The sequence below is a fragment of the Sphingobacterium sp. GW821-FHT03E03 genome (assembly GCF_059420745.1).
In genome coordinates this window covers 95,600-113,996 of sequence record NZ_JBWKUH010000012.1, presented here as the reverse complement: position 1 = coordinate 113,996, position 18,397 = coordinate 95,600, and the positions used below count along the sequence as shown (strand labels likewise).

Annotated in this window: 12 protein-coding genes; 2 read left to right on the top strand and 10 right to left on the bottom strand. The window is 39.8% G+C overall.

The window, feature by feature from the left end:
* Positions 1-151: 151 nt before the first annotated feature.
* Positions 152-1,333: a PepSY-associated TM helix domain-containing protein gene (locus AC07UV_RS14795; RefSeq protein ID WP_495184304.1), complete on the bottom strand. Its 1,182-nt coding sequence runs from the start codon at positions 1,331-1,333 to the stop codon at positions 152-154.
* On the bottom strand, positions 1,334-3,664 hold the full coding sequence (locus tag AC07UV_RS14790; RefSeq protein ID WP_495184303.1) for a TonB-dependent receptor: 2,331 nt from the start codon (positions 3,662-3,664) through the stop codon (positions 1,334-1,336).
* A gap of 486 nt (positions 3,665-4,150) precedes the next feature.
* Here AC07UV_RS14790 and AC07UV_RS14785 point away from each other — a divergent pair, with 486 nt between their 5' ends.
* Complete coding sequence (locus AC07UV_RS14785; protein WP_495184302.1) at positions 4,151-4,921, top strand: glycerophosphodiester phosphodiesterase family protein; 771 nt, start codon at positions 4,151-4,153, stop codon at positions 4,919-4,921.
* Here the strand turns inward: AC07UV_RS14785 and AC07UV_RS14780 are convergent.
* From AC07UV_RS14780 to AC07UV_RS14745, 8 genes are all read right to left on the bottom strand, one after another.
* Entirely contained in the window at positions 4,918-5,343 is a 426-nt protein-coding gene (locus AC07UV_RS14780; protein WP_495184301.1) for a hypothetical protein, read from the bottom strand. The two genes, AC07UV_RS14785 and AC07UV_RS14780, sit on opposite strands and share 4 nt — an antisense overlap.
* Before the next feature lie 103 nt (positions 5,344-5,446).
* A complete protein-coding gene (locus AC07UV_RS14775; protein ID WP_495184300.1) occupies positions 5,447-6,994 on the bottom strand; it encodes a SusD/RagB family nutrient-binding outer membrane lipoprotein in 1,548 nt (515 codons plus the stop codon).
* A gap of 3 nt (positions 6,995-6,997) precedes the next feature.
* Positions 6,998-10,213 carry a SusC/RagA family TonB-linked outer membrane protein gene (locus tag AC07UV_RS14770; RefSeq protein WP_495184299.1) on the bottom strand — a complete coding sequence of 1,072 codons (3,216 nt, stop codon included), beginning with the start codon at positions 10,211-10,213 and terminating at the stop codon, positions 6,998-7,000.
* A gap of 584 nt (positions 10,214-10,797) precedes the next feature.
* Entirely contained in the window at positions 10,798-12,330 is a 1,533-nt protein-coding gene (locus tag AC07UV_RS14765; protein ID WP_495184298.1) for a sulfatase family protein, read from the bottom strand.
* Between the two features lie 470 nt (positions 12,331-12,800).
* Positions 12,801-13,076: a hypothetical protein gene (locus tag AC07UV_RS14760; protein ID WP_495184297.1), complete on the bottom strand. Its 276-nt coding sequence runs from the start codon at positions 13,074-13,076 to the stop codon at positions 12,801-12,803.
* Complete coding sequence (locus AC07UV_RS14755; protein ID WP_495184296.1) at positions 13,073-13,780, bottom strand: hypothetical protein; 708 nt, start codon at positions 13,778-13,780, stop codon at positions 13,073-13,075. Before AC07UV_RS14755 ends, AC07UV_RS14760 begins: the two co-directional genes overlap by 4 nt.
* 130 nt (positions 13,781-13,910) lie before the next feature.
* Positions 13,911-16,148: a Tex family protein gene (locus AC07UV_RS14750; protein ID WP_495184295.1), complete on the bottom strand. Its 2,238-nt coding sequence runs from the start codon at positions 16,146-16,148 to the stop codon at positions 13,911-13,913.
* Between the two features lie 86 nt (positions 16,149-16,234).
* Positions 16,235-16,753, bottom strand: coding sequence for a Sec-independent protein translocase subunit TatA/TatB (locus AC07UV_RS14745; RefSeq protein WP_495184294.1), 519 nt, complete (start codon positions 16,751-16,753; stop codon positions 16,235-16,237).
* A 240-nt stretch (positions 16,754-16,993) separates the two neighbouring features.
* On the opposite strand from AC07UV_RS14745, the gene AC07UV_RS14740 reads away from it, so the two are divergent.
* Positions 16,994-18,367, top strand: a complete 1,374-nt coding sequence (locus tag AC07UV_RS14740) for an MATE family efflux transporter (RefSeq protein ID WP_495184293.1) — start codon at positions 16,994-16,996, stop codon at positions 18,365-18,367.
* The last annotated feature ends 30 nt before the right edge of the window (positions 18,368-18,397 follow it).

The following is an 18,397-nucleotide window of genomic DNA, read 5'->3' as shown; positions in this document are numbered from 1 at the left end:
GCACTGCTTTTTTCCATAGTTCCTGGATCCGTATCTATTCGGAAAGTTGATTTGCTCCGATAGGTTCTTGATAGAAGTTACTGATAGTATACTTTTCCACATTATGTTAATAACTGTGTTAATAATATGTTTAGAATAAAAGATGCTGTTATTAACAGTACTTATTAACATAATGTTGATAACCTTTCTTCTTCTTTGTCTTCTTACTTTTGTTCAACCAGATAATATAACCTGTGATTGGCAGGGAAGCACAAAAAAGACTGGCGATAAAAGCAATAATCTTTGTTCCCAAGCCGCCGATGCTGCCTGTGTGGATATCATAATTGAGCGAGCCAAGTTTATCTCCGAATCGCAAGTTGTCACCGGTTTTGATTTGCTTCAAACTGGCCTCTTTTCTGTCAAAATATAACCAGTTAAAGACACCACTTCGTTTTTCGTACCGTCTGATTTGAATATCGACTTCTTGCTCTGTTTCTTTTTTCAGTCGGATGGAAAGCATTTCGGCTTGCGGATAGTTTTTGAGGCTATAGTAGAGTGCATTGTCCTGAAATTTTTCGTAAGCTAGGGGGATCTGTGTTGGGACCGGTAGAGCTGTAGATGCCGCTTCCTGTTGAAAAAGATTAAATGTAGCGATATATGTCTTTTTGAATCCCGGAAATGCAAATGCCAAACCTGTAATCGCAAAAGCCAGTGCAATAAAAAGGCTATAGAAGCCAATAACATTGTGCAGATCGTGATTTAACCGTTTCCATTTAACCTTCGTGTCTATCCAAAAGCTCCTGCGGAGATTTTTTTCCTTCCATTTTTTTGGCCACCACAATACGATTCCGCTCAATAGAATGACAATAAATAGGGCCGTAGACCAACTGACTAAGGCATGACCATATTTTTTTCCTAGCAACAAATTGAGATGGAGTTGTAATACCAGTTGAAAAAATTCTGTCTTTGTGTTTTCAACGTGTTGCACCTTACCTGTATAAGGATTGATGAATACCCTTTTATAGTAGCGAAAGTAATTCCAATGGCCAAAGGCTGTCTCATCTGTTTTCATGGCACGAAATACCCAGGTTCGATCTTTTGCTGGATAGAGGTCTACACGAGAGATTTTCTGCCCGTTTTCCAGGTTACTTTGCGCATTGTTTAGTAAGGTGCTTAAAGGGAGTGGATCTAAGGAGCTGTCAACGGGCGCTATAAAATACTTTTCGGGATAAGCCCATAGTTTGAGCTCATCCTGAAAGGTATATATACATCCTGTTATACTTAAAATGAGTACAATGACACCGGTGATTATCCCGAGCCATTTATGTAGCCAAAGTATGCTCGACTTGATCATCTAAAATTTGTAATTGATATTAAAGGAAGCCATCAATCCCTGACCTCTTACATATTCCTCATTTAGTGCACGGTATTGACTTACAACCGGATAGTAGTTCTTATTGAAAAGATTTTCGACGCCTAGTCCCAATGACCATTGTTTGTTGATCTGATAATTGCCATTCAAGTTAAAAAGATCTACTGGTTTAACAGGCCCCTCGCTATTTTTATAAATACCTTTTTCGTTAGGCATGAAACGATCGCGCGCGCCGGTATGTACCCAAAATAATTGGAAGGTTAATGGCTTGATCGGTGTATAATAGACATATCCAGTTGCTTTGATTGGAGCGATACGTGAGCCATTGAGGTAGGATTTCGTGCCGTCTTCTTTTTTCGATTTTCCTTCAACATAAGCATAAGTTCCACCCACAGTCAGTTGGGGGCTGATGGTTGCACTTAGGGCTACTTCATATCCATAGACATCCTCAGGAAGTCGTTGTGGCATCAGATAACCACCAATGTCTACAAGTTCCACGCCCATTTTTGAAGTACTATAATAGTAGGAAGCAGATAATTGGAAAATACTGTAGTTGCTGGAAAACCCGATTTCGTAGTTATTGGTAATGATGGGATCTGTTTTTAGACTATCTAGATCGTTGTCGGTTGCCCTGCGGACAATTCGGCCAAGTTCATTGATGGCAAAACCCTGTGAAAAGCTTATGAAAGGGTTAAAGAACGAATATTTATTATAACGGAGACCGGCATTGAACGTAGCTCCTTTATACGGTATTTCGCCGCCTTTAACAGCGATGCTACCCGCATTGTCCGGGCCCGTAGCAATGGTGTTGAAATCTTTTATTTTGACGGTTGCATTTTCATAACGGACCCCACCTTTGAAAATTAGATTTTCTAGGAAATCAATCTTTACTTGTGCATAAGGTGCCACGTTGAGCATATTCATATAAGGAATATAGACTCTACCATCCGTTAGGTTTTGATCCGTGACATCATTTAGGAGATCAATTCCATAAGTGACATCCGCGTTAGAGCCAAATACTTGAAAAGGCGTGTTGAGATTGATACGCAATCCTTTTTTCTCAGAGTTGATCTGTGTTTGACCAGGACCATACCATGCCGATGCTTTTTCAACATAACGATTCATGGATCGAAAGGTGTTGTAATAAGCCGATGCAACGAGAGAAGTGGAGGCAAAAAGATTATTTTTCGTATAAGTCAGCATCGCATTGTGGTTGTAAGGCGTGCCGGCAGGTTTGCCAGGATCATCTCCTTTTATACCGATAGTTGGGGATTGTCCATACACACCCGTTTGGCTGATGTATCTGTTGTGCTGGTTGCTTCGATAAAAATTATATACAGCGGATAGATTGGAACTATTATCGATGGTGTAGCCAAGTTTGAGGAATGCATTGTATTGATAGGTATTTGAAAGACCATCTGTCTGACCGAGCGCCGTTCCATCGCCATCGCGCTGAAGACCGACATAATCTGCCGATCCGCTGACGGTGTAATCCCACTTATTTTTTCGGCCGTACAATGTTTGGGCGGCACGATAGCCCAAGGTTCCGCCACTGTTTATAGGATTGAAGGTTGTTCTCAGGCTGGTAATTCCTTGGATAGGAGCTGAATCTTTTGCTGGATTGCGCGTGATGTAGTTGATAATCCCGCCAGCTGAGCCATTTCCATAGATGGAGGTTGCTCCTTTAATAACTTCCACACGTTCAATGACACTGGGATCGATGGTGCGTAGATCGCGCTGTCCATTCATTAATGGTGTGGATTGTGGGATCCCATCTATTAAAACCAGTACAGATCGCCCGCGTAAAGTCTGACCTGAATTGGTTGCTTTGTTGGTAGCCGTACCCAGTCCTGGAATTGTATTGCCAAGTATGGTTGAAAGATTAGTGCTGATCTGGCTTTGTGCTTCGATCTCTTTTGTTGTTAAAATGGATACTGACGAAGGCACTGTAGAGATACTTTCGGCTTTACGACCGGCGGTAATAATAATCTCGTCTAAAGTCTGTGTCGCATTTAACTGAAATAGGATAGGACCGCTAACTGTATCTAAACTCACTTTTTTTTCAAGGGCTGAGTAACCGGTATAGGAAATACGAAATTGAAGTGGGCTATTCGTCGGTACTTTAGCGAGATAAAATTGCCCCTGCTGATTTGAGTAACCAATGTTTTTCCCATTGAGCCTGATATTAGCTTGAGCCACGGGTTGATTTTCTGCATTTTTAACGAGGAGAGATAACTCTTGTGCATGTAACTGAGTCCCGAGAAGGACAATGCTCCCTGCTGCGAACATCATATATCGTGTTCTATTCTTCATGGTAGTTTATTTAGATCAAATATAAATTGATGCAAATATAGAATATTTAATTTTTCTTCATCTAAAAAACTGCTATTTTTTTCGCTTAATATGCTCATATAGCGGTTGTCTCATTCAAAAAATCACCAACTATAAATAGGAATACAATTTGGAGGGGGCTTTCTTGATCACCATGAATATTAAGGAATAGAGGAATGTTTTGCCATCGTATAGGGGCTGTAGCAGAAAATCTATTCGATGTTGTTAAGCTACTCGTTTTATTTTCTTTATTTTGAGTACATATTTTGTTTACGATTTATTGATATAGGATGCCTATTTTAGCAATTCATATTTCCATAATTAAATAGGTAGATGGCTGCTTCAGATCACAATGATATACGGTTGAAAACGATTTCTGTATTTCTATTATTATTTTTATCTAGTTTATTATACACGAAAGTTTTAGCTCAAAGCAACCAGAAGCTAAAGTTTGAATCTGTGGAAGCCATGCGCGCATACTTTAAGTATGCTGAGGGAAAGAAAATCATCAGCGGTCACCGCGGGACTATAGAAGATGGTCTTCCTGAAAATTCTATTGTGGCATTTGAGGCTGTGTTATGTAAAACTCCAGCAATTTTTGAAATAGATCCACGCTATACGAAAGATAGCGTTGCGGTATTACTCCATGATGTAAACTTGGAGCGTGTGACAAATGGGGTTGGTCGGGTATCGGATTATACTTGGGCTGAATTGCGTAAACTTCGTCTGAAAGACCATGCTGGAAATGTCACCGAATATCCTATAAATACCCTGGATGAAGTGATTGAATGGGCAAAAGGGAAAACCATTTTAAATCTTGATAAGAAAGATTTACCGCTGTCAGCGACCGCAGCTATATTGCGAAAGCATAATGCATATAGCTGGGTTTGGGTAACCGTACATAACGTTGAGCAGGCAGCCTACTATTTAACACAAAATCCAGATCAGTATATGTCTATGCATATCAAAGATCAGGAAGCCTTAGCTAAATTTAAGGCTTCGGGATTGCCCTATGATCGAATGATTGTCTATATAGGTCCTGAGTTAAAAGAATCCAATGCAGAAATGTATCGCTTTTTTAATAAAAAAGGAGTGATGTGCATGATTTCTTCGGCGCCAACTTATGACAAGCTAACAAAGAAAGAAGAAAGAAAGGAAAAATATAGGGCGATATTCGCCCAGGGTGCATCTATTCTCGAATCTGATTTACCCATGGAAGTCGCAGATGCAATAGATTAATCCAATTCGACGTTATCAGCCAGAAAATTAAAATAGTTTGGTGATTCCTCTTCAAAAATCTCTTTTCCTTCCATCATATAGGCGCGAAGAAGGTATTCTTGTGCAGACTCTGTATTGGCTGTTTCCAGATAACACTGTCCTAATCGCAGCATGATAAATGGATTTTCATAGGCATTCTCGATGATATTGCCTTTGGCATTTTCAAAGTGTGGAAGTGCGTTGTCGAAGTCGTCCTCTAAGAAATAAGCATCCCCAATGGAGGCTTCCAGCCAAAGACTTTCAGCGTGGACATTTTGTGGACTAGGGATTAAATTGAGCGCCTCAGTCCAAACCCTAATTGCTTCGCGAAAGTTCTCTTCATCACAATAAGCATTTCCCTCTTCACTCAGTTGGTCGATTTTGTCTAATATTTGATCATCCATGGCATTTTTTCTTAATGGTATTTACGAAGTTATGAAATAATTGGAAAAAAAAACACCTGAAATCTTAAACTTCAGGTGCTTTAATCAGTTGTAAAATACTTTTTTATTTATTCCACCATATTTTGGTGTTGATCACATCATCTCCTTGTTGTGCAAGGGCTGCTTGATAATTTGATTTATTTGTACTTTGTTCCTTTAAAGGGTAAACAAAACGACTGGGTATTTCTTTTCCCACTTCTGGTGTAAAATAATAGGTGACAGTTTCACCATTAATAGTCCCGGTCCAAAGTACGTCGCCTGCTTTTGTCAGGAATAATGGATATCCCGTTCTTCTGATCTCTGACCACGCTTCGACACCTTGATTGAAAAGTGCCAGGTATTTCTGAGTAAGCACGTGCTCTTTGTTCGCGGCGGGAAGTTTGCTTACATAAGCTGTGATATCGTCTTGTGGGACACCCCATTTTTCCAATGAGGCTTTAGTGCCTTTTTCGTAATTGATTTGATCCCAGTTGCTATTTTCGGCTTGGATAAATGCTACTTCTGCGTATTCCATAAGAACTTCGCTATAATCTGCCGCATTGATCAGGTCACTTGGCAACGATATTTTATCGACCGGAAACAGATTTCCGGCAGCTAAAGGCAGGCCGTAGGGCTGGCCTATAAATTTCCCATCTGCGGCTGTTGGCTTGGCAAATTTAGCTAACCTTGGATCTGCAATTTTAAAGGGACCACGCGTACCTTGAAGGGTTTTAATAAGCACATCGGAGATCGCGAAATCTTTCCGATTAGCCGTCACAGTGGCGCGGAATAGAGGCGCTTCGTTGGGTGAGGTTTTCGAATATTTAAATACAGCGTTGTCACTATTGGACGTAAAAACTCCTTTTGCCAGTGCATCTGCAATATGTGCTGTAGCTAAAGCGGCATCTTTGATCTTAATACGATTGGCTACCCGCAAGCGGAGGGAATTGGCAAATTTTGCCCAGTTTGCATTAGACCCCCTATAGATAATATCGGCGCTGCCGAAGGTTTTATCCGATGAATATTTGAGCAGGGTATCCGCTGCCTGTTGAAGTTCGTTGAGAATATCCTTATAGATTTTTTCCTGACTCGCATATTTGGGTGTAAGATTGTCCGGATCCTGCTGTAAAGCTTCGAAATCAGGATCTTTATTGCCATAAGACTCATAGGGAATATTGCCAAAGACATCGGTCAATGACTGAAAAGCATAAGACTTGAGAATTCTTACAATGGCAATTTGATTGGCATTGGTGCCGGCTGTCCCTGCTGTGGCGATTGCTTTGGTGCTTTCATCTGTATTAAGTTTGATAATATCATTCAGGTTATTCAACGATTTGTATGTTGCTGTCCAGTAATTATCCGAATAACTCTGATCTATTCTGTAGCGGGATTGGTCAGTATAAATATTCTGACTGAAATATTGGGCGAATAATTGCGCCCCCCGAAGACTAATCTCTTCACTCCGTAAGGCATTGACCAACTGCTTCTCCGCAGTAACCAATAGCGTGGGTGTTGGTACCGAAGCCGGACGATTGGGATCGGTATTAATCTCAGCAAATTTAGCTTTGGAACACGAAGACGCAAAAAGTGAGATGCCGATCGCTCCTGTATATAGTATATTTAATAATTTCATTTTTTAGAATTTTAGATTCACATTAAAACCATAAGTAACAGGCAACGGAATAGCACCGCCTTCGATGCCTTGTACATTACCACCACTCGAAGTGAATTCGGGGTCAATGTATTTACTTTTGGTATAGATATTCCAAAGATTCCGGCCATAGACACTAACGCCGATATTCTTAATGACTTTGACATTGGCTAGTTTGAAATTATAGCCTAATGTGACTTCTCTGAGTTTGACGTATGTCGCATCGAAAATGGAAAAGGTTGTAGGCCCATTGTATTCATTGCGCGCCCACTGCTGGGCATCAATGTTGGTTGTATTTGACGTAATATTTTTGACATCGTAAGTTCCGTCACTATGAAAGGTAACATCTCCTTTGACACCATCGAGTACAATACCTGTTTCACGGATGTTATTGGCCGCTGTTTTGTCCAGAATACCGGAATACATGCCGACTTTATATGTTTGGGAGAAGAATTTTCCACCTACACGACCGGAGACCAAAAAGCCGAGGGCGAAGTTTTTATACCGGAAGCTGTTTTGGATACCAAAGGTGAAATCAGGCAGAATAGATCCCAGAGGAACCAATTGAGAGGTCTTCATATAGGTGCTATTCTTAATTAATTTACCATCTTTATCTTGCGTATCTTTTTCTAGTACACGTTGTCCATCCGGTGCATACACAAAATCATTTCCAAGAAATTGTCCATACGATTCCCCTTCACGTGCGACCAATTGGACCAGTGAACTGCTTAAGCTTAATGTATTTACTTGATCGTCTAATTTGACCACTTTGTTTTTGTTCTTCGCCCAATTGATTGTTGCATCCCAAGAAAAGTTTTCTTGTTTGATTGGTGTGCCGTTAAGCACAATTTCAATGCCTTTATTGTTGATTCTACCCGCATTAAGCCATTTGCCTTCGTATCCAAAAGAAGACGATACTGGTACAGCCAGAATTTGGTTTCTTGAGTTGTTATTATAATAGGTCAGATCCAGGCCTAATCGGTTTTTGAATAACTGAAGGTTGATACCAGTTTCCCATGAACTTGTTCGTTCTGGAAGCAGGTTGTTGTTTGGTTTGATAGGTGGTAATGTATAGGAAGGATTACCTTCAAAAGGCTGATCCGGGTTATAAGCCTTAGCCAGCTGGTAAGGATCTGTATCATTTCCAACATCGGACCAGCCTAATCGCAGTTTACCAAAGCTTAACCAGGATAAGTTTTTGAAAGCTGCTAAATTGCTGAATAGAAAGCTTCCTGCCACGGATGGATAAACATAGGACCAGTTAGAAGTAGGAAGAGTAGAAGACCAGTCGTTTCGAATGGTGGCATCAATATAAAGCAGGTCATTATAGCCCAACGACACACTACCGAAAACCGATGCGATCCGTTTATGATAACTGAAATTATCGACTTTAATCGCACTTGCATTTTTGAGGTTATAGTAATTAGGGATAATTAGTCCGCCTTGTGTAATCGCATAATTGTTTTGCGATTTCTTATCTCTGATATTACCTCCGGCGAAAGCAATGAGTGAAAATTTATCCCAATTTTTTTTGGCTGTTGCAATAAACTCGTAATTATATTCATTGAGCTTGTTGTTTGTTTCTTCGTACTGCGAAGCGCTGCGTGAATATACAGCAATGCGATCCTGTGCCTGTAAGGAATAGATGTCGGCGTGAACTTTGGCTCCGAGTGTTAACCAGCTATTGACATCATATTCTGCTCCGATATTACCATAAAACCGATCTCTGTTATCTTCCATATACGATTCGTAGGCTGACCAATAAGGATTGTCGATAAAACGTGTAGCTTCACCTGTTGGGTTATTCTGCCAGCCCGTCCGGTTCCAGGCCAAGGGCGTTCCATCAGCCCGTTTATAGTTCTCCAGTATCTTATAATCAACCTGTACAGCTCCCCATTGAAATGCCTCAAGGATAATATTTCTGTTGGAAGCGCCAGTCCAGGGGCGCCCTAATGAAGAATTGCGGATATAATTAAATGTCGAATTGATTTTTAGTTTTCCTAATTGTGTACCGCCCGAAAAATTAAATGCATTGCGATGTAAGTTTGAATTCGGAGTTGTGCCTGTTACATTCTTGTTTGTATAAGAAAAACGATAATTGGTATTTCCGCTATTTCCAGCAATTGCGAAATTATTGGTGTTGGCAACTCCGGTTCGGAAGAAATAATTAACATCATTTTTTGGATAGAGCCATGGTGAGGGCTTTAGGTAATTTGCCTCATCTTCGGGATTGAGGTTGTACCATTGTAAAACTGGTGTGCCATCCAATTTTGGCCCCCAGCTCTCATCGGAGGCATAGTCTACGATCTTATAATCGGTACCGGCGATATTCTGCGTCTGAAAGTTGGTCGAATAACCCTGACCGTAGAGATGCTGTCTTTTTGGAAGACGGACAATATTTTCGAAATCGATCCCTGTATTCAAAGAAATTTCTACTTTTTCACCTTTTGAAGCACGCTTGGTCGTAATCATGATAACCCCATTTGCTGCTCTGGAGCCATACAATGCTGCCGCTGTCGCTCCTTTTAAAACAGAGATGTTTTCAATGTCATCCGGATTAAGGTCCTGTATCATGTTTCCAATATCCTTACCAGCGCTTCCGTTGATTGTAGCTGATGAATTGAAGTCAGTATTGTCGATAGGTGTGCCATCAACAACATAAAGCGGTTGATTGTTTCCTGCAATTGAATTAATGCCGCGTAATACAACATGTGTCGAACCACCCATATTGCCACCTGAACTGGTTACCTGAAGTCCTGCAACTTTCCCTGAAAGTGCACTTAGGGCGTTGGTTGGACGGGTTTGCAATTCGGTGGATTTTACCTCCTGTACAGCATAACCTAGGGATTTTTTCTCTCTAGAAATGCCTAGTGCTGTTATAACCACTTCATCCAATTGGGAACTCGCTGGTGAAAGCTGGATTGTTGTGAGTCCGGCTGGATTGGTTTGGACAGTTTTGGAATCAAAACCAATATATTGAACCTGGATACTGATGGAATTACCACTTGATGGTAATTCGAATAGGCCATTTGCATCCGTTTGCACCTGTTTTTTGCTTATTGTTTCTGTAATCGTTGCACCTTGAATAGGGGCGTTGTTGTTGTCGACTACTTTTCCTTTTATGGTAGATTGAGCGTATAGCGTGCCCGTGCTTAAGCAAAGCGCTGCCAGTACGACAAAATCTATGTTGTTTTTTGCCATATTAATTTAATGATAATGAGTGGATTTTTTTGTTTGTGGTTATAGGAGATCGTTTGAATCGAACTGGAAAACATCTCCTAGAAGCATTCGTTTTACAGGTATATGTATTGCACTGATTTTCATGTGTTAAAAAATGTTAATGCAAATATATAAAATCTACCTAATAACTATACTTTATTTTTTATTTTTTTGTAATTATGATGTCAGAATGCCCCATGATAATCTTATTGGCTAGATAGGACTACCGTTTTTATCGATGGAATGCTGAGCGGATATCTTTGTCATAAAATAACTTATTGAAATTGCGCTTATAATACAAATGGAATACCAGTAAAGCACCTTAGTCGTATAGATATAGTATAAGATTAAGTATTCATAAAGTATGAATGAAGTATCGCTATGGGAACATAAGTTAATATTTAGCCGGTACCTTATTGTTGCTGTAAACGTGTTTATAAGGTGAAGGCTATGGGAAATCCATACAACAATATAGTTGAATAGGGAATTTCCTTGCGGATTAACAAAAATAGGATGAAGGTATGAAATGAAACAGGGTATCTCGTTTATGGATACCCTGTTTTTGTTTAACGGTCAATGTTTACTTTATAAATTGTTTCGGCTTCATCATCATCAAATTGCCGGATTTGCGCGATGAGTTTTTGTTTCATCTTAGTGACTACGCGCTGATAGCTTGGATCCTTATAAACATTTCGAAGCTCATTCGGATCTTTTTCAAGATCGAAAAGCTCCCAGCTTTCGACCCGCTTATAATAACGGATAAGTTTATAACGGTCGTCCCTAACGCCAAAATGAGGACTTACGGCATGCTCTCCATTTTCAAAATAATGATAATATAGATCTTTGCGATGCTCTTCTTTTGTGTTTTTTAGGACATGAACAAAGGATTTTCCCTGCATGTCAACAGGCGTTTTGATCGCCGCCAACTCGAGTAGGGTGGGAGCGATATCAGCATTCACCAATTTTGCTTCGATTTTTGTCGCAGGTTTAATCATTGGGGGATAACGCATTAACATCGGTGTCCGGAATGACTCTTCGTACATCCATCGTTTGTCAAACCAACCGTGTTCGCCCATATAGAATCCCTGATCTGAAAGATAGATCACGATGGTATTTTGGCGGAGAGATCTCTGGTCCAGGTAGTCTAGTACTCTACCTATATTGCGATCCATAGATTGAGCGGTATTGAGGTAATCAATCATATACCTGTTATATTTCCACTTTGCAAGATCTTTTTGACTCAGATTGGATTGCTTTAACTGTTCATAAATTGGTCGATAATAGGCGATATACTTGTTTTTCTGATCTTGGTTCATTCGCTTGAAATTACCATCATTCATCATTTCTTCTAATGAGTTGAACATTTTGAGGTCATAGCCCATCTTCATATCCTTGTCGATTGACATTTCTTGTAGCTTGGCTGCGTCGCGACTGTCATAGTTGTCATAGAAAGTTGGCGGTATATCAAATCTGATACTGTCATAACTGCCGAAATCCTTCGGGTCGGGCATCCATGTTCGATGGGTTGCTTTATGACCGATGACTAAACAAAATGGATCTTTTTTATCCAGGTTGTCCAACCAGTTTATAGCCTTATCGGTGACGATATCCGATACATATCCCTCCGTATTCCTCCGTCCTTCTTTACTGATGAAATCTGGATTAAAATAAGTGCCCTGTCCCACTAATATATCATAGTAATTAAAACCCTGTAATTTATCACCTAAGTGTATTTTACCTACCCAAGCCGTTTGATATCCCACTTGTTGCAGCTGTTTGACGAATAAATCCTGATTGAAATCAAATTCAGAGGTTTCATTGTCCTTGAAACCATTTTTATGGCTGTATTTTCCGGTTAATAAAGTCGCGCGGGAAGGACCGCAAATGGAATTGTTGACGTATGCATGGTTGAAAATCGCACCTTCGGAAGCAATACGATCAATTTGCGGCGTTTTTCCATACTTTGAACCATAGGCCCCAATGGTTTGATAAGCGTGATCATCTGATATGATGATAACCACATTGGGCTTATTTTGCGCAAGGGCCTGACTATACATTCCCAGTAAAACTAGTCCCATAGTGATAAATCTGAACTTCATAATAAAAAAAAGATGTTTGGTTTATTGATTCAGGAATAAATATAGCCTTTATTTAGTTGATGTGTTCATCGGTAGGAGATAAAAAAAAACACCTGAAGTGGGGAACCTCAGGTGTTTAACCTAACCAATTATTAACCTAAATTTATGAAAAGTATACTTTTTGAAGTATAGAAAATTATATTCAATATTCATGCCATTTTGCGTTCAGGTCTACTGCTATTTTTCTTTTGTGTTATTTTTGTTACTCAAATAGCGTCTTCAATTTGTCCTGGCAATATGAATATACTATACTTTGTTGTTTTGTGATAATTAATAGAATATTTTGGTTTACCTCCGTAAACCAGCTGCAAATAAAATTCATGTCAAACAGAATTGGAGTATTTTAGAAAGAAGGGTTTATAAGAGCGGGAAGAACTTCGGACTAAAAAATAAATCCCTGTTTAATAAAAAAACAAGGATGGTTAGATTGGTTAGAAATATAATCGAAACAATTCGTTCCATTCGGCATCTAGACTGCCTGTATATACAGTCTGTCGAGCTCGATTATACCAATAGCGGGCATTCCAGGGATCCCCTTCCTTACGGTGAAGATAAGCATGTACGTGAGCTGCTTCAACACCATCTAACTGATCGATGAGATCGTGTGCGGTTTTCCAATCACCCTTTTTGTCATACCACAACGATTTTTGTACAGCGGACCAGTTATGAATTGGATGATCTAATAATTGAAATTCTTCTATTGTCATTTTGTTAATTCTTTGCTCCAGATTTCATAAATATCATCACCTTTTGAGCTTTTTCCACTGTGATGCCATTTGTTATCTTCCAGCTTCCCGTTAAAATTGAGTTCTTGCCCCACCTTATTATTGTCTCTTGAAAAGAATTGTATTGTCTCAGTGTAACGATTGTTTTTGTAACTGTAGCGTCCGCCACCGGTTCCATAAAATCCTTTTTGGGCCGGATTAATGGCAATCCATTGGAAGTAACCGTCGACCAGAATCTTTATTGTTTTGCGATCTGCTTTTGGGATTTCGTGCATCTTTGCATCTTGTTGTCTACCCGTAATTCTCCACAAAGCATCTAAATCTTGGGTGATGGTTTTCTGCTTGACAAAAATCTTGTTGGAATCAGGCAACTTTATCTGGATGGCACCTTTTTCGTTTTTAACATACAAACTGGTTGATTTTCCGATATCAGTACTATCTTTCGTATCATATTCGATAACTACACTGATCCCGTCGTCTTGCTGTCGGATTGCGCCACCCCAAGTAGAACCAAAATGCTTATTGGTATCATCATACTGTATGAAAGAGAGGTAGTGATCCTTGATCAAAATTAGGTTTTTGGTAGTGCCTGCCGTGGAAATATATGCGCCATCAGCGAGTTGTGCCTTAGCTTGGAAATGTACAGCTACAAGCGATAAGCACAATAGTAAAATACAGTTTCTCATAACAAATCAAAGCATGTTGTCTTTTAAAGATACAAAATAAAAATGTTGAATAGTATACTGAGGATTGTAGACTAATAAAAAAAGCTGATTCTTTATTAAAGAATCAGCTTTTTTAACGGTATAATATGATTTATTTGAATTTACTAGCTAATGCAGCAAGTTTACTTGCCATATCTGTTTCCGGTTCTGGCTGTCTTTTGCCCTCATTTCTCTTATTCTTTGGAAGAACAGGTTTTTCATCTGTTTTCATAGATAAAGCGATGCGGTTACGTTTCTCATCCACCTCTGTAACCGTGACTGTAACATGTTGTTGTACTTTGACCACCTCATGTGGGTCGGAGATATAACGGTTGGACAGTTGGCTCAGGTGTACTAAGCCATCTTGATGTACACCAATATCAACAAAAGCGCCAAAGTTGGTTATGTTGGTCACAATACCGGGAAGTTTCATTCCAATACGTAAATCGCCAATGCTATTGACACCTTCAGTGAATGAAAAGGCTTCGAACTTTTCCCTTGGGTCAAGACCAGGTTTGGCTAGTTCATTAAGAATATCATTTAAAGTTGGTAGGCCTACTTCCGCAGAGATATAATTTTTTAACGGGATGGATTTTCTTAATTCAGCATCTTTGAGTAAATCTTCTACTTTTTTACCCAGATCTTTTGCCATTTGCTCGACCAATGCATAACGCTCGGGGTGTACAGCAGAGGAATCCAATGGATTGGCAGCATGTCTTATCCGAAGGAAACCTGCAGCTTGTTCATATGCTTTGTCTCCAAGTCGAGGTACTTTTTTCAATTCTCGGCGTGAGGAAAATGGGCCGTTTTCATTTCTATATTTAATGATCTGCTGCGCTAGAGATGGTCCTAACCCAGAGACGTATGATAGTATCTGTTTTGAGGCGGTATTCAGTTCTACACCTACCGCATTTACACAGCTGATGACGGTATCATCCAACGATGTTTGTAACTTGTTTTGGTCTACATCATGTTGATATTGGCCAACACCAATTGATTTTGGGTCAATTTTAACTAACTCGGCCAATGGGTCCATTAATCTTCTTCCGATCGATACTGCACCACGTACGGTGATATCGTGATCCGGAAACTCTTCGCGTGCTGTTTCTGATGCAGAATAGATCGAAGCGCCACTTTCATTGACCATAACGATAGTCACGTTGTTGAGGCCTAATTTTTTTATAAAGTCTTCAGTTTCACGACCTGCCGTTCCATTGCCAATCGCAATGGCCTGAATATCGTGTTTTGAGACTAAATATGTAATCGTTTTTTGTGCTTCGGCAAGTCCATTTGCCCCATTATGTGGGAAAATTGCCGTATTTTCTTTCAGCTGGCCTTGCTCGTCCAATACAACAGTTTTACATCCAGTTCGGAAACCGGGGTCTATTGCAAGTAATCTTTTTTGTCCCAATGGTGCTGCTAAAAGTAATTGACGAACATTGTCCGCAAAAACTTTGATAGCCTCCTCATCCGCTTTTTGACGGGTCAATACACGGATTTCTGTTTCCATAGAAGGTTTCAATAATCGCTTATAGCTATCTGTTAATGCCAATTTCACTTGTGCAGCAGCATCGTTGGAAGCCTTGACATAAAGTGATTCAATGGTCGGAAGGATATTTTCTTCATTGATGTCGATATCCAGATAAAGTAATTCTTCTTTTTCACCGCGACGCATCGCCAAAACGCGGTGCGATGGGGCGTCTTTTAGCGATTCGGACCACTCGTAATAATCTTTGTATTTAATAGCGGCTTCTTCTTTTCCCGGAATCACTCTGGACACGAATTCAGCCTTTTCTAGGAATATCGCTCTTGATTTGGATCGTACTGTCGCGTCTTCGGCAATGATTTCAGCAATGATGTCTCTTGCTCCGGCTAGTGCTTCGTCGCTATTGTTTACTCCTTTTTCTGCATCTATTAACGAACTTGCAAGTTCCAGATAATCTGTTTTGTCCTGCGCTAAAAGAAGATCTGCCAAAGGCTGCAATCCTTTTTCTCGAGCGACGCTAGCTCTTGTTTTACGTTTGGGTTTGTAAGGCAGGTAGATGTCTTCCAGATTCGCCATCGTCTCGGCTGTCATGACCTGTTGTTCAAGTTCAGGTGTCAATTTGCCCTGATCATTGATGGATTTTAAAACAGCTTCTTTACGTTTATCCAGATCCTTCAGTTGTTGGGAACGATCTCTGATATTTGTAATCTGGACCTCATCCAGACTTCCTGTCATTTCTTTCCGGTAACGGGAGATAAATGGAACAGTAGCGCCCTCTTCTAATAGTTGGATTGTCGTGCGAACCTGTTTTTCGCTTATGGATAGCTCGTTAGCAATAGTAATTTCGTGTGATAATAAGCTCATTGTAGATTTTACTTTAAAAAGGAAAGCTGTTGAATGGTTATTCAACAGCTCTATGAAATATCTGATTATAAATTAATGCAATGGAGTTACGCAGGTTTGTTTGTGTTTTCCTCTTGTTCTGTAGGTTTCTTTTCTTCTCCTTCGTTGTTTTTGGCCTCAGCAAAGTGGTCATTGTATCCGTAAGTGATATGAGAAGGTTCCTCTCCGTAATCTAATTGCTTATGTGGATTGTGTTCCACGACTCCCGCAGGAGTTGTAAATTCATATTTTTTCTTCGCTGGTTCAGATTCTGAGCTTTCGGCAGTTTCTACTGACGGGGATTCTTGCTCAGCTTTGGCTTGTTCTTCCGCAACTTTTACATCATTTGGAACGGTTTCCTCTTTGACTTCTGTCTTAACGTCTATGTCTTTTTCAAAATTATTGATCTGATCTGAAATCTCACGCTTGATGCCTTCGGATGCATCTTTGAATTCTCGTATCCCTCTTCCTAAACCTCTTGCCAATTCGGGAAGCTTCTTGCCACCAAAAAGTAGCAAGATCGCAAACACGATTAAAATCATCTCCTGTGTTCCGATGTTTAGAAATGCTATTACTGGATTGTACATACTCTTTTCCTCTTCTTTTGATTACTAACTAGATGCTAAGTTACACTTATATTTCTATAGTTCTTAGACTAACAGGTAAATTTAAGATAATTTTAAGGTATTTGAAACATAAAAATTACTTAACAAAGAAGCTGTATTTGGTGAGTAAATTTTGTTATATTTTTGCTAAATATTTTTTAATATGACGATAGAGCGGAAATATCTTTGTATTTTTGTGCCTATTTTTTTGAGGAATTGATTATGTTGGGAAAATTTAAAACATTCAAGCCGTATTATAAAAGTACGATCGTATTGGCCGGTCCAGTTGTTATTTCACAATTGGGACATACATTGGTACATACAGCGGATAGCGTTATAGTCGGACATTTTGCTGGAACGATTCCATTGGCCGCGGTGTCATTGGTAAACGCTGTATTTATGATCGTTATGGTGGTCGGATTGGGAATTGCCTATGGGATCACACCATTGATTGCACAGGAAAATGGTCGCGATAATAAGGAGGAGTGCGCTGTATTATTATCGAATAGCTTTTGGTTGAACATCATTACAGGCATATTGTTGTTCTGCTTGGTCTATTTTGGTTCTATGCTTGCAATTGATCATCTGAATCAGGATCCGGCTGTTGTAAAGGAGGCGAAACCTTATTTACTGATTTTAAGTCTTTCTATGTTACCGCTGATGGTATTCAGTACATTTAAGCAATTTGCCGAAGGTCTGGGCTTTACCAAGCAAGCGATGAATGTAACCATCTGGGGAAACGTACTCAATATTATATTGGCAATTATATTTGTCAAGGGGATGTTCGGAATTACGCCGATGGGTGTAAAAGGGGTTGGATATAGTACGCTGATTGACCGTATCTTGATGATGGCGGTGATGATGACCTATGTGTTGCAATCGCAAAAGTTTAAGGGCTATATACAACATTTTAAAATTACAGTAATAGACAAGGTAAGACTAGGGAAAATATTGCGGATCGGCGCACCTGTTGCAATGCAATATGTTTTTGAAATTGGTGCGTTTGCCGGGGCATCTTTACTGGCCGGAACGATCAGCGCTACGGCACAAGCTTCCCATCAGGTAGCGATCCAATTGGCTGCCATGACCTATATGATGGCTAGTGGTATTGCCGCAGCAGCAACGATTAAAGTAGGCAATAGCTATGGAAATAGAAACTTGTTCCGCTTGGAGCGTTTTGCCATAACTTCCTATCAGTTGGTTTTGATCTTTATGTTGATTACGGCGTCATTGTTTGCGATTTTCAATAATTATCTGCCTTATATTTTTACTTCTGATAAGGCGGTGGTCGTTATTGCTGCTCAATTATTGATCATTGCGGGTCTTTTTCAATTATTTGATGGCACACAGGTCGTTGGACTAGGCGTTTTGAGAGGTTTGGGTGATGTGAATATCCCTACAATCATCACTTTTATTGCTTATTGGATTATCGGGCTGCCAAGTGGTTATGTGATGGGAATACTTTTTGATTGGGGTATTAAAGGAATCTGGTACGGCTTGACCCTGGGTTTATTGACTTCATCGGTGCTGCTCTATTTACGGTTCCAATTAGTGATCAAAAGAAAGAAGCTTCAATTTGAAAATAGCATATTATAAGAGCTGTGGAAGATAAACACACCTTAATAT